The following is a 24,123-nucleotide window of genomic DNA, read 5'->3' on the forward strand; positions in this document are numbered from 1 at the left end:
TGTTTTCATCTTATAAATCCATTTTAACACCCAGGGTATATGTTCTCGGAATGGGCTGACCATAACCGGTATCAATACCATCATAATTCACCAGTTCGGGATCCTGGCCGGTGTAAGGCGTGATGGTGAAAATATTGCTTACTGCACCGTACACGAAAAATTTGTTGATTTTGATGTTCTTCTTACTTAATAGATTACCCAGTTCGTAACCCAATGAAACCTGCCTTAATTTTAAGAATGATGCATTTTCCAGGAAGAGGTCCTGATCTGCGCGATATGGGATTACGGTACTCCAAGGATTGTAAAGCGGATATTTTGAGTAATCGCCACGTTTCTCCCAGAAAGTAATTTCTTTAACAGAACTGATATCGGTATTACCCTCGCGGTTAACAAAGTCAAAACGGTTGGCCATTTCCTGGTTGATGAGCTTTCTGCCTAAATTAAAGTAGAAACTCGTACCCAAACTCCAGTTGCCATACTTGAAGTTGTTATCAAAACCTCCTGAAAGGGTTGGTAAAGCGTGGCCCTTTAATACTTTGTCGTTATCATCAATGGTGTTATCTCCATTTTGATCTTTCCAGCGTGGATCACCTGCCTTTAACACAATTCCCTTGTATTTTAATTTCTGCCCGTTAACCGCCGGCACATCTGCATCTGCCGTATAAATGCCATTGTTTTCCAATAACCAATACTGATCTACGGGCTGGCCAACTTTCAGGAACCTGTTACCCACCACTAATTGATCGAGTCCCCTGGGCAATGCTTTTAATTTGTTGGCATTGTGGTTAAAATTTAAAGCTGAATTCCACGAGAATTTACTTTTTGCAATCACCTGGGCACTTAAGGTAAAATCGACACCCATGTTGTTTACAGACATACCACTTTCGATGGCTTGTTTATAACCATACTCTGCATAAGCGGGGATACCAATCAATTGATTTTTATCGGTTTTGCTATAAAGATCAACTGAAACGTGCAAACGGTTTTTCAACATCGCTACATCAGCACCAATATTGAGTTGATCTGAATACGACCAGGGCACGCCGTAACCTACCCAACCAAACTGGTAAGGGCGGGTTAATACCCCGAATGCATTATAACCCGGTACCGTTAAGTTACCGGTGTAACCAACTGAGGCGGTATATTGTGGGCCCTGGGTATAGTTATCGTAACTGAAGGTACGCCCCATTCTGCCCACACTTGCACGCAATACCAGATCATCAACCAAGCTGTTCCCTTTCAAGAATTCGTTTTTAAGACTCCAGGCGGCAGAAATAGTTGGCGAATAAAACCACCGGCTTGTAGGCTGTGCATTTGAAGAGCCGTCTAAACGTAATATGGCTGATAAGAAGTATTTATCGGCGAATGAATAATCAGCTTTTCCATAGAAAGACAATAAGTTATCTTCAGTTTTATCTAAAAACCGATACGTTAACTCTCTTGGAAAGGCTACAGGCGTTAAATAACCTCCATTATCTGAACCATCATCGTTTTTAGGTTTAGAATCAAGTAAGTTGATTTTGATATAATCGTTAACGCCTTTATAAGCGTAGGCATTACTGTATTTATAAATATCCCATTGCATGGTTTGCCCTAACGAGAAATGAAAATCGTGGATTTTATTCAGGTTCAGATCATAGGTAACCTTGTTATCCATCATTAACCTTTGGCTAAAGCCATAGTAATTGGATGCATAACTGTTTCCCTGCAAAAGCGTTCGGGCATAAAAAACATCCCTGTAGCCCTCACTGTAATCGGCGTTAAATGATGATGTTACCTTAAACTGTCCGAAAGTTCCTTCTAATTTAGCATAACCTTGAATGGAATTTGTTTTGTTATCATCAAAACCTTTCTTGTATTGCTGGAGATATGAACCATAGAAATCTTTATTTGGCGGCAGCGGCGCACTCAAATCAGGGAAATAATTAAGTTGTGCAAAGCGGTCGCGCAAGGTTTTATTTCTATCGCGGTTCAAACGGTTTGCATTAATCATCGTTGAAAACAGCAACCACTTGGTTGGCTTCATGTTGATATTAAAAGTAGCGCTATACCGGTCGATACCCGTTTCATCGGCTACACCTTCACTTTTGGTATTACCCAATGCAAACCTGAAGTTAGCCCGATCTGTACCACCTGCAAGCGAGAAATTAACACCATACACCAATGCATTTTTATAGTATAAATCGGTCCAGTCTGATTTACCACTATATACATTGTTTAGTGAATCGCTTAGATATACCGGATATTCTTCATCGTCAGAATACCTGCCATTTGTGGTGTACACGCCATAAAAGCGTTGCCTGAAGTCATTTTCATATTTACCATTGATGGTATTTACGAATGGCTTTTGCACCATACCGATGTAAGAATTGAAAGATATCGCGCGGTATTTGCCAACGGCTGTTTTTGAGGTTAACACAATTACCCCATTAACACCTCTTGGCCCGTAAACAGAGGTTGAACCCAGATCTTTAAGCACTTCTACCGATGCAATATTATTCATATCGATGCCCGCCAGCAGGTTGGTGGCCGGACCAATCCTGTTGAAATCAAACTGTTGGATATCAAAGGCAAAAGGGTGCTCTCTTACCAAAGGAATACCATCGAGCACCACCAATGGCTGGGCATCGTACAAATCCTTTTTAGATAATAATGGCATTGCAGCCCCTCTGATAAACATATTCTGCATAGAACCAGGTTCACCTGAAGGTTCCTGAACGTAGAGACCGGCAAAATTGCCCTTTAAATTCTGTTGCAATGAAATAGCCGGAAAGAGTGCTAAATCCCTGGTATCTTTCTGTACACCTCCAGACAATTTGTTGTAAAGTGTTTTTTTCCTGATCTGTTCAAGACTATCTTTCCTCAAAGAGTCTTTAGGCGATACGATCTTTATTTTAGTTGTATCCTGAAAGATCAAATAGTTAATTGTAAGGCCTTTATACTTTTTTTTGCCTGCAGCATAATTTGGTAAAACGTTTAACGTAAACGCTGCAAAAAAAGCAAGGCACGCCCATAAGTATCGCATAGTTAATGGATCTTTTAATTGGTAAAAAAATGATTACTAAAACTTATTTTTTAGGAAACGGCAAGACATGTCTGAAGTTAAAAGGACAAGTACTCTGACGGTAGTGGTTAGGGATTCTCATAATTTAGTTATTTGGTTAATTCAAATATATAATATGCTAAAACGTTTTAATAACAAATTGTCATTTTTATGAAATTTTTATTAAATGGAGGGATAATATTGAATTATAACAAAATAAATGTCAACCAGACAGATAAAAAAATAAATATTGCTAATATTTCTTATCAAAGTAACACACTAAAAAACAGCATGTAAAGATTTTTTTAACCACAGATACAATAAATTAAACATTTTTTTGTTGCGATTTAACCGAAATACTTAAACGTTTAAGTTGAAAACAGGAAATTTGGATTCGCCTTGGTTTAGACACCAGTACATCCTTATCTTTATGATGGCTCAAACAGCATCTTAAATCAAGCTTAGCTTGGGCGATAAGACGAAAACTACTCCATTTTATTTTTCTGTTGCTACCATATAGATGGGATCTTCTATAATATTTACCGTTATAATCTGATCAGCATTTTTTAGCAAGCGTTTGCAGTCGCTACTCAAATGTTTCAACTGTAGTTTTTTATCTACTAAGCGGTAACGTTCAGTTAGTTTATTCAGCGCATCAATACCCGACATATCAAAAACACGGCTTTGCTTAAAATCGATTATAATCTGTTGCGGATCTTGGCCTATATCAAACAATTCATTAAAATGAGTAACCGATCCAAAAAACAAAGGTCCGTATATCTGATAAATTTTTACACCACTGGCATCTGTATGTTCATTGGCCCGTATCCGTTTAGCGCTTTCCCAGGCAAAAACAAGCGCCGAAATAATTACACCAATGAGTACGGCGAGTGCCAGGTTATGCAGCCAAATGGTAATAACGGCCACCAGAATACCAATAATAATATCCTGCGCAGGCATTTTATTGATTACTTTAAAGCTCATCCATTCAAAAGTACCAATGGCAACCATCATCATTACACCAACCAGCGCAGCCATAGGTACACGATCGATTACCGGGGCACCCACCAAAATGATCAACAGAACGGTTAATGCTGCAATAATGCCCGATAACCTTGCTCTGGCACCTGCCGAGAGGTTTACCAAAGTTTGGGCAATCATCGGGCAACCGCCCATACCCGTAAAAAAACCATTTGCAATATTCGCAATGCCTTGTGCAATACTCTCCCTGTTTCCGTTACCTTTGGTTGCCGTCATTTCATCAACCAGATTTAGCGTGAGCAAACCCTCTGTTAAGCCCACACCGGCCATAATGAGCGAATAAGGGAAAATGATCTTGAGCATATCCAGGTTTAGCGGTACTTCAGGAATGTGAAAAGGCGGGAAGCCACCATTTACGGAAGCAATATCCTTCACCAGTTTAGTATCAATCCCAAAACAAAATACAACAAGAAACACTACAATAATCGCCACCAGCGAAGATGGAACGGCTTTGGTAATCTTGGGTAAAAGAAGCACTATAGCCACCGTTAGTAATACCAAAGCCAACATGGTATACAAAGGCATACCACTCAGCCATTCTACCTTGCCATTAATAAGGGTTTTAAACTGCGTCAACTGCGACATAAAAATGATAACCGCCAAACCGTTAACAAAACCAAACATAACAGGCTGCGGAACCAGCCTCACAAATTTGCCCAACTTAAACAAACCCACCATAATCTGAATCAGCCCTGCCAAAGCCACTGCAGCAAAAACATATTCTATGCCATGGCTTTTCATCAACGTAATAAGTACAATTACCGTTGCACCTGCCCCACCAGATACCAAACCAGGTCTACCGCCCAAAACAGCAGTAACCAGCCCCATAATAAAAGCAGCATACAAACCCGTTAAGGGAGGGAAACCTGCAAGAATAGCAAATGATAGCGATTCGGGAATCATGGTCATAGCCACCGTTAAACCTGCAAGCATTTCAGTTCTGTAATTTATTTTCTTAGAAAAATCGAAAAGTTGCAGGTAGGGCTTCATCTGTAAAAATTATTAATAAGCTGCAAATATCTAAACTTTATCGGAACATTGGTTCTATTATAAAATAGACAGAAATCACTTTAGCCTTGCAACAGAACTTCAGATCCAGGAGAAAGATCATAAAATGACTAACCCTAGTGTAGCGTATGCCAACAGCATTACGTTTTAGAGAGACAATTCATCTAAATCATCACACTGCTATGAAAAACATCTTATTGCTATTATTTACTGTTTTCGCATTTGTTTCCTGTAAAAAATCAGAAAGATATGGTCCGCTGAACTTAAAAAACGGACAGGAAGTGGAATTACTGGTCAGCCATCGTTATGGTTCAGATAACGATCTGCTGTTGAAATTGCCTGGCAATGTAGATGCCGGCGCTTCACTCTGGGGTTTTGATCAACGTGAACCAGGCTATACTTACCGGGTTAAAGCGAGGTTCAACCGCGATGAAGTACCTTTGCAGGATGGGCCTGAGTACTATTTTGTTTTCGAAAAGATATTGAGCAAGGAGCAGTATAAAGGAAATGAATCTTTTACGGTACAACTGATTACTTCATATGTACCTGGAGGACCGGGAATAAAGCTGAGCAAAACAGGAAATGAATATTACCTGATTCCAGGCAAATTACAGCTCACTTATGCAAACAGTAGCATTCAAAACGAGCTGGAAGAAATCTGGTTAAACGTACAGGAAATCCGTGCAAACTCAGTAAAAGGACAACGCCCGAAATGGAAAGCCATTAAAGCTACGGTAGTACACGATCCACAGAAGTTTGGGAAAGCCTATATGGTACAACAGATACAGTTTGTGAATTGACTAAAAAATCGGACTGAAGTAAAATGGATGATTTAAGATGGACGTAAGGCCTCAATCTAATGGAATTGAAGCCCTAAGTTGAAAATCTTCATTTCGTCGCACTTCAGTAGAGATGACGTCCCTAACGCTGCGTCATTTGCGGTTTTGCTTCTTGATCTTGGCGGTACAAAACAGAAATATTAACTTTTTTGATCTGCATAGGCAACATCATAGAGATGATTAGGCTTTAAGTAAATGACATTGTTTTGAAAGTCAAAAACCGTATTGAACCTTTTCAGAATATCGTTTCCGAGGTAGTGAACGTTAGTGCCTGGCATGGGTTTATTCTGTTCCATCACCTGCGCCGGAACGTTTTTCAGTTCAAAATTACCGATTTTCAGGCTTTGAAGTTTTACCGTAGTTACCGGCACTTCATTGCCATTTACCCCACGCATCATTACCTTTTTCATCACCTCCATCTTTTCGGCAGGAAACTTCATTTCCCTCAGCAGGTCACGATCAAGCATAACGGTACGCTGATATCCTAAATCAAAGAAAAACAGGCTTTTATTTTTAGTTCCGTTCTGAGAAATTTCACTTTCTATAAAAGGTTTATTTTTGATATAAGTGATCTTAAACCTGGTGTATTGCTTATCCTGTAAAATCTCTTTGGGCATCGTCGAATGCACCATCATTTTATTTTGATCATAATCCAAAGCTACAATCATCCCATCAAATATATCCCAACCTAACAAACCGTCAGTTTCGTTCCCGGCCAACTCAATATCATAAATTTTGCTTTTGTAGGTATGGTTTCCAATTTTGATATCATAATCGGTGTGGTAAAGCTTGGGCTTCGATTTCACTTTTGTTGCCAGTGCAGCATTGGTAAGATCGATGTCATTTGCACCCGAATCAAAATTCATTATTAGCGAATCCGTGCCATTAAAAATGATCGGCAGAAAATTCGTATTGTATTTATTTACAAAAAAGGGTACAGCGTCATGAATTGCAGGCGATACCTTACTAAAGTTTTTTAGTACTGGAGCGGTGATTTGCGTCAGGCACGAATCTTTTCCATTCAATAAAACAATAAATTCCTTTTTTTGCCCCGGACTAATATTAAAAACGATCGAATCAACATCCGTTTTGAATTTTATCCTTTTGGATTTTGTAAACTTACCCATAGTATAAACATCAAGTTTAACTTTGGGATTGATATACCAGCGTGAAATTGCATGAGGCTCTTCGTAAATTTTTGCCTGACCTGCATTTGCCTTTACTACTTGTAGTTTGTTTTGAGCAAAGACAGAAAGGGGAAGCAAGAGGGTTAAAACAGGCAGTATTCGTTTCATGAATAGTGATGGGTTGAAAAAATAAAGATAAAAAGAATCATCAAGCTTTGTCATATTCCATCCATTTAAAATTTGAAACGGCACCTATACCCCCTGGACTGTTAAGTGAATAGGTATCATAAAGTCGCGTTTTACCCCTAAACTTGTCTTTTTTGTACACGAACAGCTATAGGCGATGCCGTTATCTTTGAATAACTAAATAAGAAAACCAATATGGCAACTCGAATTTTTGTAAACCTGGCAGTTCAAGATCTTGACCGATCTGTAGCATTCTTTACTAAACTGGGTTATACTTTTAACCCGCAATTTACCAACGAAAAAGCAACCTGCATGGTCATCAGCGATACCATTTACGTGATGCTGCTCACCAGAACATTTTTTCAAACCTTTACCGAAAAAGAAATTGTAGATGCCCGTAAAGCCATAGAGACCTCCATTGCAATATCCGCAGAAAGTAAGGAAGCGGTTAACGAAATGGTAGATAAAGCAGTCGCTGCCGGTGCCACCATACCCAATCCGGCTACTGATTATGGTTTTATGTACCAGCATAGTTTTGATGATCTTGATGGACACCACTGGGAATATGTATGGATGGACCCAAATGGCATGCCGGAACATCTGGGTTAATTAGATATGACTTTAAGTAAAGCAAGCAGGGTAAAATCCTTTGCTTGCTTTTTTGGTTAGAACGGGCAGGTAAACCAAATTTACCAATGATGCCAAAATAGCGGCTGATTATCCGAAATCTGTTGATTATTTGCTAAAAAATGAAGGCGATTACTTTAGGGAGCAAAGCAGGTGCTGGCTTGCGGACGCCTGTATTATGCTTTAATTCATCCTGCGCGATAAAACGCCGGTCACTTTTTGATACATCAGTTCTTCGTCAACCGGCTTATTCATATAGTCATCGGCTCCGAGGCCAAAAACCCTGTCTTTAGTACTTGTGGTTGTATCTGCAGTAATTACAATAATTGGAATCGTTGTTTTGTTTATACCGGTTAAGTTATTTCTGATGGCAGAAATGGCCTCGTAACCATCCATAACAGGCATTTGCAGGTCCATTAAAATTAAGTCAATGGTGTCATCACTCTTCAGCATCTTCAGGCACTCCGCTCCATTATCGCAAATACTTACCTTTGTATTTTTCCAGTCTTCAAACATCATCTGAATGATCATTTGATTCATTGGGTTATCTTCAACAACCAAAATATGTTTTCCTAAAAGATCATATTCATCGTCTGGATACAGATTAATTGTTTTGATGGTTTCCTGAACAGGATAAGCGAGCAGAATTTCACAGGTAGTGCCCATATCCGCTGCGCTATCAATATTTATTTTACCCTGATGCAAATCAATCAAAACTTTAACGATACTTAAGCCGATGCCAAAACCACTGTGTTTTCTTTTATTGTCAGACCTGTTTTGAGAAAATAAACTAAAAATAATTCCCAGCTTTTCTTTAGGAATGCCGATCCCTGTATCTTTAATAGTAATCTGCAGGGTCAATATGTTTTGTTCTATGGCTGATTTGACTTGCATTGTGACATTTCCCTGGGAAGTGAATTTAATGGCATTGCCAAGTACATTGTGAATAATTTGCTCAAGCCTGACCGGATCGCCAAGCAGCATAATGTTCTCGTCCAGTGACTTTATAAAGCTAAATTTCAAGCCTTTATCTTTACACTGTTTCTCTGCGCTTAATGAAAGTTTATTTAAGATATTAACCGGATTAAAATTTACTTTTTCGAGCTTTAGCTCACCTTTTTCAACCTTTGAGAAATCAATAATGTCATTTACTGAGGAAATTAAACCATGTGATGCATATTTGATGATCTCACAATTTGCGATTACCCTCGGGTCGGTACTATCTTTTTCCATGATTGAAGCAAGCCCGAGAATTGCATTCAAAGGCGTTCTCAGTTCATGGCTCATATTGGAAAGAAAGTAAGATTTCATATCGCTCATTTCTTCTGATTTCTGTAGTGCGAGGATTTGAAGCTCTTCCTTTTTATTTCGGAGCATTCGAATTCGGTTTGCCATGGAGAGGGATAAGGCAACGATTTCTAAGCCAATTCCAATTTTGGTTATATTGTTAATAGAAAGGTCGTCGGCTAAAATACCGAATCTTGTTATTATTCCCGTAATAATGGTTAAGGCCAGAATTACAATACCTGTAGTATAGAATAGATCGATAGGCTGTCTTTTGTAAAGGATTACACTAATGGATAGAAAAATGATAAGCAGCCCAAGCAATATTATAATATTGATAAGCAGATAGCCATATTTTAATAGAACCGGGCATAAAATAATACCAATAAGCAAAAGTGCTAATGAAATATAAAGCGGGGTAAAAACTTTGTTAATTCTTTGATTTTTTCGCTTGATTTCCAAAAATTCCTGACTGTATTTTGCGAAAAAAAAGCTACAAAGTATACCCGAAATGATGACCGCATGAAGGCTGAGCCAGGAATTTCCGGTATCGATGTATTGATGATAAAAACCATCCAAAGCAAATTGGCAAAGGCCTACAGAAACCACATAAAGCGCATAATACAGGAAGGACGATTCCTTCATGGCCAAGTAGAAAAAGAAGTAAGTAGTAGCAATTACGGTAAGTATGCCATAAAAAATACCCATTATCAAATATTCACCAGCCGTGCGTTCGAGCAAACTTTGCTGGCTGATCAGCAACAATGGCAGACTGTTTTCCTGTCCATCATTTCTAATGTCTGCAAATGCCCTCTTTGTTTCGCCCGGTTCCAGAACTATCTTAAAAATTGTTTGCCTGCTTTTCACACTTCTGCTTGAAAAGGGTAAATCATCACCACTTTTTTGAGATTCAATTTTGTTATGGGCATCAATTAAATAAAGATTTACCTGATTTGTTGACGGTTCTGCTATTTCTAAGTAATAGGTTAAGGGCGTTTTGGTTGTGTTTTTTAATTGAAAAATTAACCAGTAATTGCAACTCGTGAAACCGAGATTACCTAATTTTCCGCTTAACTTTTTGAAAGGAAGCTTTCCGCTGTTACTAACGATTTCATTTAATGCTACCGTTTTTGAGCCGGTATTTAGTATTCGCGCATGATTTAGTATCGATAGTTCTTCAGGTAAATTATCTTCGCGAAATTGGTATTGAGCTTTAGCTTTTAACAAGCAAAGCAATAAAAGCGATAAGGTAAATAGTATTCTCACAATAGACCATTGGAGTGAGGCTAATGTCCTGCCTACTCACGCATTAAAAAATGAATTATTACAGCAATTGAATTCGACCTTTAAGGATATAAATAAGCAGTAAATGTAATAGAAAATTTGAAAACTACTGTTGGCATTTTTTAGATTGTCTGCGGCACAATGAAAATTTCCCTGGGAATCATTTTCTGAAAAAATTAGTTCGTTTTTGTTTAATAATTTAATTAAGGTCAGGTTAAAGAATAAATTATTTTAAGTGAGCACTCTACTCGCGTTCAACATTAATGAATCCGAAGTCTTCCTGCGCTAAACCTCAGGAATAAGACTACGGACAGATGGGGTAATAGCCACTACCGAATCTTAGGTTCATAGATATTTTCAGGATATCTTCTTTTCTCTTCTTCGAATTTTTGCTTCATAAGTTTTTCGTATTCTATTTCTCTCCAAATTGAACTACTCCAAAAACGTTTATCATTTAAATTATATTCGTAAATATCTGTTGTATCCTTAGTAACAAAATTATTAAAACAAGCTTCCCTAATATCCATTGATATATCCCTCTCGCTCGAGGAATTGGTGAATACAGGCCCTCTCCAGGTTAGGCTTATTGTATTCCCTTTTCGAATACCCAAATAAGTTGTTGCATCATAATACCATGTATTTTCATTTTCGGGAGCTAGTTGCCTTTTTGTGAGATTTTTAACGATAACAAATACTGCCATCTTTTTAAAATCAGCGCTATATAGAACGCTGTCTATGATTAAAACCATTGAATCAGAGTAAGCAGAATTATCAAAAAAGCCTTCTCTTTTAGATAAAAGTAATTTCAGTTGTTTTTTTAATTCTTTTTTATCTCTTAGGTAATATTCTCTTTTTATGGAGCTATGATTTAGAAATTCTCTTGGGGTACTAGTATTTTTTTTAAATTCCATCCACCCACCATTATTTTTAAAATACCAATATACTGAGAAAATAGAACCGAAAATGATAATGGTTAATAACCTGAGTTCGATTTATAATTTTTAGAAAAAATTAGTCAATCAAAGTAATTATGCTTATATTTAAGTATCTGACATTCAAATATTTAAACATAAAAACAGATGATTGACTACGCTAAAATTAGTGATATTTTTTGTCTTGTAGATGAGTTCTGCAAAGATTTTGATCAAACCACAAGTCCTTTTCTTTTGGGCAAGCCCTCCAAGCGTCCTGCGACCATGTCTAAAAGTGAAGTAATCTCTATCTGTCTGTTCTTCCACCTGAGCGGGTTCAGGTGCTTTAAACACTTCTATCTGTTTTATCTCCAAAAGCATATGCAAAGCGAATTCCCAAATACTGTGTCCTATAACCGCTTTGTTGAACTCAGCCAGAGCGTGCTCATGCCAATGACGATCTTCCTGAAAACCTGCTGTCTAGGCTGCTGTACGGGTATTTCATTTGTGGATTCCACCCCTATTCGGGTCTGCAACAACAAGCGTATAAAAAGAAACAAGGTATTTAAGGGGATAGCGGAGGTGGGAAAATCCACAATGGGCTGGTTCTATGGATTTAAGCTGCACATCGTAATCAATGACAGGGGAGAGATATTAAATTTTGCCATCACCCAGGCCAATGTGGACGATAGGGAACCACTGAAGAACGAGCGCTTTTTAAAAGCTGTGTTCGGAAAGCTTTTCGCCGACAAAGGGTATATATCCGAACAGCTAGTCAAAATACTGTTCGTCAGCGACATACATCTGGTTACCAGTATCAGGAACAATATGAAAAATAGCCTGATGACCATGAGCGACAAAATTATGCTCCGTAAAAGGTCTGTGATAGAAACCGTTAATGATGAGCTTAAAAACATATGCCAGATAGAACATTCAAGACACAGGTCATTCGCTAATTTTATCTCAAATATTATAGCAGGCCTAATCGCATACTCATTCTTTCCTAAAAAGCCAGCTATTAATTATCAGACTAAACAATCATCTCAGATTTTCGCATTTTGGTTAATCGAACTCAGGTTAATAGTGTTTTTTTCATTACTTATTGTTTTACCCATTTGCTACCATTCCATTTATAAGTACCTTCAGACAAAGAACTCATATCATTCAAGAAAGTAAAAATAGAATGATCAGTACTGCTTCCCGTATTGGTCCTAATACTTGCTTTAGATAACATTTCCCATATGCTTATACTGTGTTGTTTTGATTCCTCTCCAATTACTGCTCGTTTTATAACCACTAATTCCCGCTCCGGTATGTTTACCATTAATAAAGATTACTAAATTTCCGTCGGGATCGATAGCATTAGAAGGCTGGTTTAGAGCGTAAACGTAGGGTGATGTTGAAAAATATAGTTCGGCTTTACTATCGGTTTTATTCCACCTTCCAATCACCGGGTCATAGAACCTTGCCCATAATCATATTGACCTAACTCTTTCTGCAACTCCTTGCCGTTATAAAGATACTTATTTACATTGGAATTTGGTGAACCTGCTTTTCTTAAACCAAAAGCGTAATAATCGTCACGCTGTATTACCTCTAAAGCATAAGGAGCTACAGGACTCTGTTTAAAAGTTGCTCTTATATTACCCAAATGATCAGTCAGGTTATACTCATAACTGTAACTGCCATTGCTATTGCGGGCTATCCCTTCTTCAGTGTGGATGATATCAATAGTGGTACCATCTGGCTTGTATTCTATTCCGCCAATATAATTCCTCACCGAGCCACCGCTGTTCCTGGCAAGTTTGTTGCCCGCAGCATCGTAAAGGTTTTGCCAAGTTAAATAAATTTTGGTCTTAGCGAGACGCTAAGACCAATTAGGTGAGGCTAAGAGTAGATGGGCAAGCCAAGACCAGAATGGGAGTATGGACTTATTTTCCTGTCTTAGCAATATCCATTAAGTTACTTACAAAATTTCTTTTACGTACTCCATCATTTATTATTTTTGCGATAAAATCGCCCCATTTAAAATCATCTTGATCAATGTATTCAAATGGTGAAACATTTAATTTAGTATTTGGTACTGAATATAAAAATTTGACCTGCACACCATTTCCATCAATAAGGCTAAACTTGCTTTCAACATTACTGTGCTTTTTAAGCAATACCCGATGGTATTCTGTAATTAGAAACTTTTCTTTTCCAAATAAAAAATAAAGATTATTATCTACCACTAATAAGGCGGAAAAGACTCCATTGACAAACTTATACCATCCATTTATGAGTGGATTTGATATGTCTTCTATTTCAGTTTTAGATTTATAGTCAAAATATTTTATAGCATAGTCAAAGTTTCTTAACATCATAATGATAAGTATTTCAAATTTTAAAATCCTAAATCTTTACCCCCAGTTCTTGTTGCACTCTTTATTATGTCATCCCAAGATTTACCTTGTTGTTTTAAATAGTCTATACTTGGCCCTAGTTTATCTCCATACTTTTGGATATTTCTTTGATAAATTTGTTGCAATATATTATCAGGGGTTAAGGTTTTGTATTTTAATCCAAGTTCTCTTCTTAGACCATGTAGTGCTATTGCAATTTCTTCGGATGAACTTCCTGCTCTCCTCATTTTTGATGCAACTGATGACAGGCCTTCAACTTCAGTAACATATGCCCCTCTAAGAGCAGTTATCCCCTTAGCTGCACTAGAAGTGGATCTTGCTCCAACCTGATACGCGCCAACCATCCAATCACCCCTGATTTCAGTACGAGCATCACTAATCATTTGATTATTGTATGCGCCTAACCCATCTCTATCTAGAACATCCAAAGCATTTGCCTGACGGCTATACGCCCCTCCAGAAAAGACATCATATAGAAATTTGGCGAATCCTCCGGTTTGGTCTTTGGCAACTATAGTGGTCAATCCACTAGTAGATGAGGTAACTTCCTCACCCGTTTCACTGTTAGTAGCTGTTCCATTTGCATTTAAGTTCACAATGCCGCCATCATCGGATTTTACGTAACCTGCTTCTCCAACATATCTGTATCCATCCTGTTTCCCATTACCATCAAACCACTTAACAGTTCCCGTTACATTTGATTGATACCAATCATATGGTGCCATCCCATCAGGGTCGATAAACCTTATCGGATTGTTGAAACCATAATTATAAGGAGAATGCCTCCTCATCTTCTCCGATAATGGATCTACCACATTCCACCTTCCAATCACTGGATCATAGAATCTAGCACCGTAATCGTACTGTCCTAACTTCTCCTGTAACTCCTTGCCATTGTAAAGATACTTATTTACATTAGAATTTGGCGAACCTGCTTTTCTTAAACGGAAAGCATAATAACCGAGGCACAGCCGAGCTCATGAACTCCGTTAAAAATATAAACTAGAGTGAATAATCGTCATGCTGTATTACCTGAGGAATATGGAGGCATAGGACGTATTGCCATGTCAAATAAAACTTGGCCTTAGCGAGACGCTAAGACCAGTTAGGGGGCTTAAAACTACGGACAGATGGTGAATTTGTAATCTGAATACCAAAAACAAATAACATCATTAATTTAATTAGTTTTTCATGGACAAACAATTTCACTTTTAGAAATTTATTTGCGTTTTATCATACTCGTTTAATTGAAACGCGAAGATTAACATGAAGATTTATACGCTAATCACTTTTACTTGTGTTTTACAAGTATAAAATTACCTTTAAATCCTTTTCCACTCATAAAAACAGTATCTTGACTAACCTTTTTTATCTTAAAAACACAAACGTCGCAAATCTTAAAAGTGCTGTCTTTTTCATTAAAGCTCCATGCTCCCTTACCTGAACTTTCTAGATTTAACATTGATGGATTACCTTTTTTATTTTCATTAATTGAAGAGAGTGGTTGAGACGAGCCATCACTATAAAAAATCCATTGAATTGTACTAAAAGTATATTTTCCATCGTTGATCTGCTGTTTTTGTATCCAGTAACTACCGTCATTATTATATTCCAAAACCTTTAATATATCATTTTTTCTTTTGCAACAAAAAAAAGACATAACCATTAGGTATAATATTATTTTTTTCATCTATTCGGAAGGATTTTTCAACATTTTCACAGGCATAATGTATTTTTGGCCCTTATAATATACTGGATAGCCACTACCAGAAACTACATTATCTCCTATTTTCCAGTCTTTACTTATTTTATTGAAGTTACTAACATATTCATTAACCCCATTCTCTCTATTGTACCTAGCATTATATACATGATTCGCAAATGATCCGACCGTACCCAGCTGAAAATCAAATGTTGCCTCGCTAAAATTCTCACTAAGTATCTGTTTTTGATAGACTGTAGAATGGCTTAAATAAGTTTCTTTAAAACCTGAAACATCGTCTGCTTCATGTGTACTTTCATGACCCAATACACTTAAAAAATTCTTTGAATCATTAAGAGTTGGACTTAAGCGCCCATTTCTCAAAATAGATACAGATATAGAACGATCTGCATGATCATAAAAAGCTACAGATTCATCTTTAGGCCTAACTCCAATATGCTGCTTAGCATAATAGGGTTGAGTATGCTTTTACGGCACTTATTCTTTTTCTTTGATAAAATGATCAAAAAAATCCCCAAACTCTGATTCAAGTCCTTGGGCTAAAGAGAAACTTCGGGAAGTAGAAAGTTCAAATCCAGAAAGCTTGTCCCTTATTTTTAATATATTCTCTTTTGTACTTTCATCTATTTTTTGGGCAATGGACAAATTCACATTTAGAATACGAAAGTTTCCACTAATACTTTCACAACCCACTCCAACAAAATAGATTATTTCCTTAACGGCAGGTAAACTTATCCTTATTGCGATTCTTTTTAAACTTTCACTATAAAAAGCGATTTGAAGTGTCCCCCCTGTATAAGATTGAAGTAAAATATTGGCTTCCTTTATGTCCGTAATTATTTTCATTGTGTATTTATTTTACGAATCCAGTTCCATTCCAAAATACCTGACTACCATTTTGAATAAATGTTGTCTTTTGCAATAAAGATGAATTGTTAATTATGTGATTAAACTCATAGTGTGTAATTCCTGGTTTAGCAAAAGCTGGATTAAAGCTTGAAATATTGAATTTTATGGAACTCGCATTTCGTGCAACTTCCTAATTGATTGTTTAAAATGAAAAGTGTCCATTGATGCCCTTCCCCAATCTATTTTTGTAAGCCCAGCCACATTTTGGTCTTAGTGTCTCGCTAAGACCAAAGTGGGCAGCAACTGTATTACATAATATTTATTTTGAATTTTTGTTCGATGTCTTTCGCATCCTTGAAGAGTTTGTAAATATAAAAGCAAGCTTCGCTTTCGGTATCAAAATTCTTCTCATTATTACGATTACCTTTTTCGTCCAAGTAAAAAACCTCCCATACATTGTAATTCTTATTCAAGATTATGGCATCAGAATTTAATTCTCCCGACAGAGAATATTGACTTTTTTCTACGCCCAAATCATTTAGTTTGTCTTCTAATTTTTCAATTGTCATTTTCATCTTTATTGTATTGGAACGATTATTCCTCTCTTGAGAAGCGTATTCATATTTATTGGTGATAAATATTGCTTACCTAATCCGATTTTGCCGAAAGCAGGTGCAATTGTAGATGACTGAACTTCAAATGGTTTAACAACCTTAAAAGCATTATACGCCCCTGTATTTCCTGACGGCAAAGCTCTCATATCCATTGGTGTATTTTTCGGCGAAAAATATTTACCAAAACCACTACCAAATCTATCAATCTCTGTACCTGGCATTAAGAACTCTCTCTCCCACTTTCCTAGTGCACCTCCATTGCTTGGCCAATAATTTGTTAGAGCATTACTTCCCTCCCTAGTGGCATTTGATCCAGAACCTTTCGCGAAAGTCGCATCAGCAGTAGCCACAATTTTTTTCTCTGCAACTTTTACAACTTCTTTTTCTGTTTCTTTTACAACTTCTTTGATAATCTGTGTCGCGGGTGCTTTTATAACAGATGCCGCAATTGCCATTTCTCCTGCACTTGCTCCAAAGGCAGCCCATTCAACCCCACTCTTCATCAGTTTGGCAATACCTATAGCTTTATTTACCTGATATTGTAGATCAATATCGCTAGGATTACCTCCAGAACGTAACATAGCCTCATATTCACGCCCCCTGTTCATACCAAAGTATAGCTCATTGAGCATATAGAACTTGAGATTATCCATGAGCTCCTTGGTACTATTTACCATGGTGATATCCATTAGAAATTGGCTAGCTGCCTTGCCAGCCATATTTCCAACACCTCTCATCTCAGCCATTGAACCAGGAACATACATTGCGCCCATACCAGGTATCATAACTGGCATCATTCCATCAGGATCTTTAAAGCTGATTGGATTATTAAATGCATAACTATAAGGAGAAAAGCTGCGCATTTTTTCTGCCATAGGATCTACAGCACTCCACCTGCCAAGAACTGGATTGTAAAAACGTGCGCCGTAGTCGTACTCTCCCAATTCGTCTTGTAGTTCTTTACCATTATAAAGGTACTTATTATCATTTGAGCCTGCTTTTACAGCCTTCCTCAAACCAAATGCGTAATAATCATCCTTTTGAAGTACCTCTAGTTCATTATTGATTGGATTTTGATAAAATGTTGTCCTCGCGTTTCCAAGTTGGTCAGCAAGAGTATATTCGTAATTATAATCTCCACCTGAGTTTCTGGCAATCCCCTCCTCTGTTGAAATGAAATCTATTAAACTACCATTATTTTTATATTGAATTCCGTCTACATAATCTGTAACTTCAGTACCATTACGCTTTTGGAGTTTTCGCCCATTTGCATCGTAGATGTAAACTAAGTTCTTATTACCCGAGATTTTAGAGGGAAGTTCTAAAATATTATAATTTATGTTAATATCTTTTTGAGAATCGCTAATTAGATTACCATTAACATCATAGTTATAATCTGCATTAACAAAGCCCTGAACATGTTTGAATTGATGGCCTTCGTAAGCCGAATAATTATTGATGCCCTTACTTTCTCTATCTAATGTTTTGATATTACCCATCGGATCATAGACGATCTCTTCACTCAAACCGGGAGATGAAGCTTTGGTCAATCGGTTTATCTTATCATAATTATAGCTAAATGTATTTGTATTGGGATTATTACTATAACCCCACAGTTGATTCGAGACATTACCATTATACTGAGCACCCGCTGTTCCTGCTGCATCTTGATAATTCAATTGAAAACTAAACTGAGCACTCGTGCTGTTTTTTAGCCAGCCACGCTCATTGTAAGCATATTTTATACTCTGTAAAGAAGTTCCATCAGAAATACTTGCGCTAAAGAACGATCCTTCTTTTGCCTCAAAACCAGGTTGAAGTATAATGCTGTTGCTTGCAATTACAGTTTTGCGTTCGCTGGCATGTACGATATCTGTTTCATTTAGCAAGATATCTGCTTGTGAAGCCTGACCTGCATTAGTTGCATGTAAACGCTTTTCTTTAAGCTGACCAATTTCGTTGTAAAAGCGCTCGGAGAGCATTACTCTTTTACCAATCTTTGCACCAGAGTTAATCTGCTGGTAAATCTTCGCTTGTCGGCCAGCATGATCATATAAATATTCCTTAGCAATTGTTGTGCTTTGATTTGGAGAAAGACCTGTGTGAACCCTTGTACTGGTTAAAAGTTCGCCTGCAAAATTATAGCTGTTGTTTACCACATCGGTTCCACCAAGATGGTTTTGGCTTTTAGTTTGCAACACCTTTCCTTCATTGTCGTAATAACTTACCTGAAGTAACATCGCTTGTGTAGCGAGTTGTGTCCCATCCGGACCAATTGTATTTATTTTAGATCCGGTAGGTAACGATTTAATTCTATTGCCATCAACCTGTCCATTACCATAAGGATGACCAAAGCCATTGCTATAGAAATCATAATCATCATAATAATTAATAGAGTAATAGGCAACAATTTTGCTTTTAGGTAACGTTACATTGGTATAACCAGTAAATGTATTACTGGTGTTCCCATTGTCTCGAGTTTCAAAAAGGGGTAAATTAGTGATCGACTGATTATTGACGGCATTCTGCAAATCGATCCGACTGCTATTATCCTGAATGAAACCCGAAATTATTGAACGCCCAAATACGTCATATTTATTAAAATTCCATTCTTTGACAGATTTAGCCGCTTGGTTCGCATTCTGAGTAAATACCAGCTGATCTAAACTATTATAAACAGCATATTCCCATCCTTTACCTGGAATCTTTTTCTCAATTAAGCGTCCCCTGTCATCATAATAGTATTGATAACAGTAATTATTTAATTTGCTTTGACTAATATCACCATTATCAGGGTCTGCGCTTGATGGGATAACATAACTTAATAAACCAAAATCATCATAAATATAATAAGTGCTTAATGTTTCAATGGTATTATCAACCAATTTATTAAACGTTCTTCTTAATACAATTGCGCCATTTTTATCTTTATATTCTTCAACCGTACCTGCTTTGCCATCCGCAACACTCCAGTTTTCATCTTTTTTTATAGTAAGGTATAATTCATTGGGCCCATAAAACCCTGAACTGCTAAGTGTCCGTTGATATTCTAAACCTACTGTATTAACGCTATTAGAAGTATATTTCCTTACCGCAAACCCATCTTGACTATAATTGGTATTCGTGTTATTGAAGCCATAAACTGATTTTAAGGTATGCCCATTAGAAATCTGCCAGGTATCGCCTGGCGCCCCCTGTTCAATAACCCGATTCAGTGGCGACCGCTCAAATTTATTTTCGCTAAATGGATTGGCTATCCTTGTTAAACCATCACTAATAGCCCCTGCAGGATTATAGAATTGCTGTAATCCGTTGGTAGTGGCTGCTTCTTTATAACTGCCATAATTTGCCTCTGGTGCATATGGAAGATAGTTAAATTTTGTTCTTCCCAGATCATCGAAAGCAAATGGCTGCACAATGTCGTTACCGCGCGGACTAGCTTTTATTTCAACGGTTTGTAAAGGCCGTCCAAATCCATCGATATATTTTACACTCGTATTTACTTTAGACTTATCAAGCCCATTCAACTGATTAATGTCTGTTATATTATCTGCCTTAACAATAGTTTCGGCAATAAAATTTTTTCCAGTTGAAAGTGTCTGTGCCTTTATTAAATTGTTTAAAGCAAGTAAAAGAAGTAATAGAAAATATATTTTGATTTTCACATTTGATCTATTTGAGAAACTCCAGTTTTTCATCTGTGGTCTTTTACAATTTCTTATCATGATTATTAAGTGCTGAAGTCTAGTTTTCTATTATTTCTATAAGCTCAACTTCTACAGTTGTACCAGCATTAACTTGCAAAGAATTACTGTATTCAAGTACCCCTCTTTCCATTTGTACCTGCTCTATCACATCGGTTAATGCCCCACCGCCACCACTTATTGGATCGTACCTGATTCTTACTTTGCAAAGAGCACGTTTATCGTCGTCAAAAGATTTAGTAATGGTGTAATTTACATGAGTAAAATATGGATCTACAGTATAAGTAACAAAATAATCAGCAGAAGCTTTACAGATGCCATTCGCATTTGCGTAGGCTTGTCCATTATTAAGTAAATAATTTTCCGCCTGCTGATCAGCATCAGTTTGACTAATGATAGAGGTAAACTGACCAGCAGGAACAACAAAGAGAATAGGGATTGCAAAATTACCTGGAGTACAATTATCTTTCATAAAATTTTGTTCTCTCCTTAAATTAAAATAAGTACGAGGAGCATAATTGTAACTGTAGCTTTTTACAATTTTTTGATTTTGATCTTTTATAGTCAGTAATCTTTGTTGGTCATCATATTGGTAATAAGCAATCTGCCCTTTTGCATCAGTTTGACTATTAAGCCCTACTAAGGGAATATATGAATATTTCGATATCTGCGCATCAGGGAGCGCAGCGTATAAGGGTGCTATAAAATTGTCAACTGCAATTTTATCAGGACTCAACTGACCGGCAAAATTATCTATATTTTCAGCCCCTAAAATTGACTCAACAGTACTTAAATCTGTATTTTTTATCTCAGCAATTGGATTTTGATAATTATATCCCCATAGGTACATTGTTTTTAATCCGCCAGGATAAGAAACCAAAATAGGATTTCCCTTTTTATCATAACTATTATAAATTAATCTATCTTCAATAGGTTTGGATAAATATTGTGTTCTGATCTTACTAGGTAAAATCAAACTGGTGTTTTTTGGCCAGTTGGTGGCATAATCATTAAATGTTTTTTCGAGTAACGAGCCATTTTTATATTTTTCAAGTTGTATGTTATAACCGATCATGTATCTATTTTCCATCTCTTGATAAGGATTGGTATTACCTGAAGTAACCATATCACGTGGATAGAGGTACTTAAACATATAAGCATCTCCTTTACTATCAACATAATCTTCCTGGATTTTCTGTTTGTAAGTGCTTTCGTAAGATAGATTGGTAATTTTATCAATATTAGAATTATTTGAGCTTCCATCAAAAACTCTTTCTGTAACTTTGCTATTTACTATCCATTCATTTGAAATATCGTAACTCACAAGAGCTAACCAATTTGCGCTCCAGGTAGTGGTATAAAGATATCCTTTAGTTATATTTGAGTTTTTTGTGGTGTAGGCCATTTCAGTCTGTCTTATTGGAAAAACCGTACTTCCACTATTAACATAATCTGTCCTTAGTCTTAATAAACCGTTCATATTATTATTCACTTGTGGAAAACGAGGATATAAATCCAATGATGCGGAAGAATAATTGTAGTACTCATCTACTGAAAAAGTAGATTCTGTTGCCCCTTTATTCTTAACCACAACACGATCATACCCTATGATATTCCCCTGTGCATCACCACTTATTGGTATTGAAGAGCTTGAATATAGTGTTGTTCCTCTTTCTTTAACCGGACCGTTATATTGAGTACAAGCCCCAGTCAAATACACAGGGAAGATAATCTCGTATGGAGTTGAATAATTTATTTTAGACATAATTTTACCACTGGACTGGTTACCGTCTGTGGATGTGTATTCAAATTCTTTGCGTGTAGATACACCTGGATTGACATTATCATTGCTATTAATTACTTTTATCCTAACCCCAGCGCCAGACATACCTTTACCAGTAGTACTAGGAGAAGACCAAAACAGGCTATTTCCAAGATTAGAAAAATCATTTATTTCCCATTCAAAATAGGTAGACAACTGGCTAGGAAATAATATGCTAGAAAGCAAATTTGCCTTTACATACCTTCCATCTGGATTTCTGGAACTTCCTTTCGGATCTACAACGCCTGATTGATTTTTGGGGAATAACTGATCATTATTTTTTGGTCCGTTAAAATAACCCCAATGATCTATGTCTTTTGAGTCTTTATCTGGAAGTATTTCACCAGAATAAGCAAGCTCGTGCGTTTTAGGTTGATTGCCAGAACTGCCAAATTCAATTACCTTATCTAAACGCAGTCTCTTTGATAGAAAACCTGCGCGCCCAGATGAGACAAAATAGCTTTGATGGAAACTAAATGTTTTTAACAGGTTATATCCAGGTTGCAATAAATTAAATACCTTCAATTCCCGTAATCGTTTAGCTTGTACTCCGGTTACCCTTAAGTCTTCTCGATCAGCCGTATAATTAACTTCAATTTTACCTCCTGGAAATACAATATCTTTAAGATCAATTGTGTTAACTTTAACGTTATATGTTGTTTTCGACAAACTACCCCGTAGCATAGGTGGCTGGTAACAACTATAGGGTATAGTTGTAATATATGCGGTACCCTGTCCAAATACTTGATCAATAACAGGTATATTTTCAACCTGTGCACCAGTTGTATAATTAAAAACAATTTCTTCTCCATTGGTATACGTTATTTTACTCAAATACCAGGCAGAAACGTAATCAGATGGTTCTACAGGAGATGAATAACCGCCCTCCGTTGTTGCACGGTCATTTTGAATTTCCTTATCATTAAATTCATAAATAACACCAAATTTATCTGTCACTGTCCAGGTCTGATTATTGTTCATAATAATCTTCAAATCATCATCATCATAAACACTTATGCGTTTTATTTCATAAGGCTTGGCAGGATTGGAAGAATAGTCAATCAAAAATTTGCCTGAGAAATTTGCAAAATTAAAATAAAAAATATCTGGTTCCTTATCCGTTCCATCATTGTTTGTATGGTCTGCATTTTTATAATATCCATCTGACGAAAGGTCATCTTTCATTTTTTTAACCCTGGTTATTACGCCTCCTGCATTTAGAGACCATCCAAGACCTACAGATGAGGATTCATCTGCCACTTTAAATCCACCTGCATAATAGGAAAGGCTTACAGGAACTGAACTTGCACCAATTTTAATTTCGTACAGTGGAATTTGAATACTTGGTATTCCTGTATAAGTGGCAACTGGAATATCTCCGTATTTGCCCAAACTTGCCGCAGTTGGAGAGGGTGAGATTGGTGAATTAAATTTAACTACATTTGATTGTGCTACTACTTTTTGAAGGAAAAAGGGTAGAAGAAGCGCTAATAGTATCTTTTTCATTTTTTACTTGTTAATCGAATAATATTTATCTAGTTTGTCATTAACATTGCCAATATCAGCCGAAGCTAAATCAAAAAAAAGCAATGACTAAATCTTTTTGACGAACGATGCTTTTCGACTGATGAACGTGTGTTTTGGAGTGACGAACAT

Annotated in this window: 16 protein-coding genes and 2 pseudogenes; 3 read left to right on the forward strand and 15 right to left on the reverse strand. The window is 36.8% G+C overall.

The annotated features are described in order from the left end of the window. Nucleotides 1-10: 10 nt before the first annotated feature. Together ACFE6N_RS07945 and ACFE6N_RS07950 are read right to left on the reverse strand one after the other, a co-directional pair. Complete coding sequence (locus ACFE6N_RS07945; protein WP_378935367.1) at nucleotides 11-3,025, reverse strand: SusC/RagA family TonB-linked outer membrane protein; 3,015 nt, start codon at nucleotides 3,023-3,025, stop codon at nucleotides 11-13. Between the two features lie 513 nt (nucleotides 3,026-3,538). Continuing rightward, nucleotides 3,539-5,074 (reverse strand): SulP family inorganic anion transporter, encoded by a 1,536-nt coding sequence (locus ACFE6N_RS07950; protein ID WP_378935369.1) that lies wholly within the window; start codon nucleotides 5,072-5,074, stop codon nucleotides 3,539-3,541. A gap of 200 nt (nucleotides 5,075-5,274) precedes the next feature. On the opposite strand from ACFE6N_RS07950, the gene ACFE6N_RS07955 reads away from it, so the two are divergent. Beyond that, nucleotides 5,275-5,892, forward strand: coding sequence for a hypothetical protein (locus ACFE6N_RS07955; protein ID WP_378935371.1), 618 nt, complete (start codon nucleotides 5,275-5,277; stop codon nucleotides 5,890-5,892). 179 nt (nucleotides 5,893-6,071) lie between these two features. Here ACFE6N_RS07955 and ACFE6N_RS07960 read toward each other — a convergent pair whose 3' ends face one another. Continuing rightward, on the reverse strand, nucleotides 6,072-7,226 hold the full coding sequence (locus ACFE6N_RS07960) for an aspartyl protease family protein (protein WP_378935373.1): 1,155 nt from the start codon (nucleotides 7,224-7,226) through the stop codon (nucleotides 6,072-6,074). A 213-nt stretch (nucleotides 7,227-7,439) separates the two neighbouring features. Between ACFE6N_RS07960 and ACFE6N_RS07965 the strand changes: the two genes are divergently transcribed. Next, entirely contained in the window at nucleotides 7,440-7,853 is a 414-nt protein-coding gene (locus ACFE6N_RS07965) for a VOC family protein (RefSeq protein WP_134204693.1), read from the forward strand. 201 nt (nucleotides 7,854-8,054) lie between these two features. On the opposite strand, the gene ACFE6N_RS07970 is transcribed toward ACFE6N_RS07965, so the two are convergent. Continuing rightward, nucleotides 8,055-10,421 (reverse strand): hybrid sensor histidine kinase/response regulator, encoded by a 2,367-nt coding sequence (locus ACFE6N_RS07970; protein ID WP_378935375.1) that lies wholly within the window; start codon nucleotides 10,419-10,421, stop codon nucleotides 8,055-8,057. 347 nt (nucleotides 10,422-10,768) lie between these two features. Next, entirely contained in the window at nucleotides 10,769-11,350 is a 582-nt protein-coding gene (locus tag ACFE6N_RS07975; RefSeq protein ID WP_378935377.1) for a hypothetical protein, read from the reverse strand. A 168-nt stretch (nucleotides 11,351-11,518) separates the two neighbouring features. Between ACFE6N_RS07975 and ACFE6N_RS07980 the strand changes: the two are divergent. Further along, nucleotides 11,519-12,373 (forward strand): annotated as a pseudogene (locus tag ACFE6N_RS07980) (IS982 family transposase); the annotation flags it as partial. Nucleotides 12,374-12,573: 200 nt separating this feature from the next. Here ACFE6N_RS07980 and ACFE6N_RS07985 read toward each other — a convergent pair. From ACFE6N_RS07985 to ACFE6N_RS08030, 10 genes and pseudogenes are all read right to left on the reverse strand, one after another. Then, nucleotides 12,574-12,801 carry a hypothetical protein gene (locus ACFE6N_RS07985; RefSeq protein WP_378935379.1) on the reverse strand — a complete coding sequence of 76 codons (228 nt, stop codon included), beginning with the start codon at nucleotides 12,799-12,801 and terminating at the stop codon, nucleotides 12,574-12,576. Next, nucleotides 12,798-13,130: a hypothetical protein gene (locus ACFE6N_RS07990; protein ID WP_378935381.1), complete on the reverse strand. Its 333-nt coding sequence runs from the start codon at nucleotides 13,128-13,130 to the stop codon at nucleotides 12,798-12,800. Before ACFE6N_RS07990 ends, ACFE6N_RS07985 begins: the two co-directional genes overlap by 4 nt. Nucleotides 13,131-13,281: 151 nt before the next feature. Then, nucleotides 13,282-13,716 (reverse strand): hypothetical protein, encoded by a 435-nt coding sequence (locus tag ACFE6N_RS07995; protein ID WP_378935383.1) that lies wholly within the window; start codon nucleotides 13,714-13,716, stop codon nucleotides 13,282-13,284. 743 nt (nucleotides 13,717-14,459) lie between these two features. Next, nucleotides 14,460-14,714 (reverse strand): annotated as a pseudogene (locus ACFE6N_RS08000) (RHS repeat domain-containing protein); the annotation flags it as partial. Between the two features lie 332 nt (nucleotides 14,715-15,046). Continuing rightward, nucleotides 15,047-15,445, reverse strand: coding sequence for a hypothetical protein (locus tag ACFE6N_RS08005; RefSeq protein ID WP_378935385.1), 399 nt, complete (start codon nucleotides 15,443-15,445; stop codon nucleotides 15,047-15,049). Beyond that, nucleotides 15,446-15,913, reverse strand: coding sequence for a hypothetical protein (locus tag ACFE6N_RS08010; RefSeq protein ID WP_378935415.1), 468 nt, complete (start codon nucleotides 15,911-15,913; stop codon nucleotides 15,446-15,448). Between the two features lie 42 nt (nucleotides 15,914-15,955). Continuing rightward, entirely contained in the window at nucleotides 15,956-16,324 is a 369-nt protein-coding gene (locus ACFE6N_RS08015; RefSeq protein ID WP_378935387.1) for a hypothetical protein, read from the reverse strand. A gap of 311 nt (nucleotides 16,325-16,635) precedes the next feature. Next, a complete protein-coding gene (locus ACFE6N_RS08020) occupies nucleotides 16,636-16,902 on the reverse strand; it encodes a hypothetical protein (RefSeq protein WP_378935389.1) in 267 nt (88 codons plus the stop codon). Between the two features lie 2 nt (nucleotides 16,903-16,904). Beyond that, nucleotides 16,905-20,606, reverse strand: a complete 3,702-nt coding sequence (locus tag ACFE6N_RS08025) for a DUF6443 domain-containing protein (protein ID WP_378935391.1) — start codon at nucleotides 20,604-20,606, stop codon at nucleotides 16,905-16,907. A 79-nt stretch (nucleotides 20,607-20,685) separates the two neighbouring features. Continuing rightward, nucleotides 20,686-23,973, reverse strand: a complete 3,288-nt coding sequence (locus ACFE6N_RS08030; RefSeq protein ID WP_378935393.1) for a DUF5977 domain-containing protein — start codon at nucleotides 23,971-23,973, stop codon at nucleotides 20,686-20,688. Between the last annotated feature and the right edge of the window lie 150 nt (nucleotides 23,974-24,123).

It is taken from the genome of Pedobacter sp. BG31 (assembly GCF_042464845.1).
GTDB lineage: Bacteria > Bacteroidota > Bacteroidia > Sphingobacteriales > Sphingobacteriaceae > Pedobacter > Pedobacter suwonensis.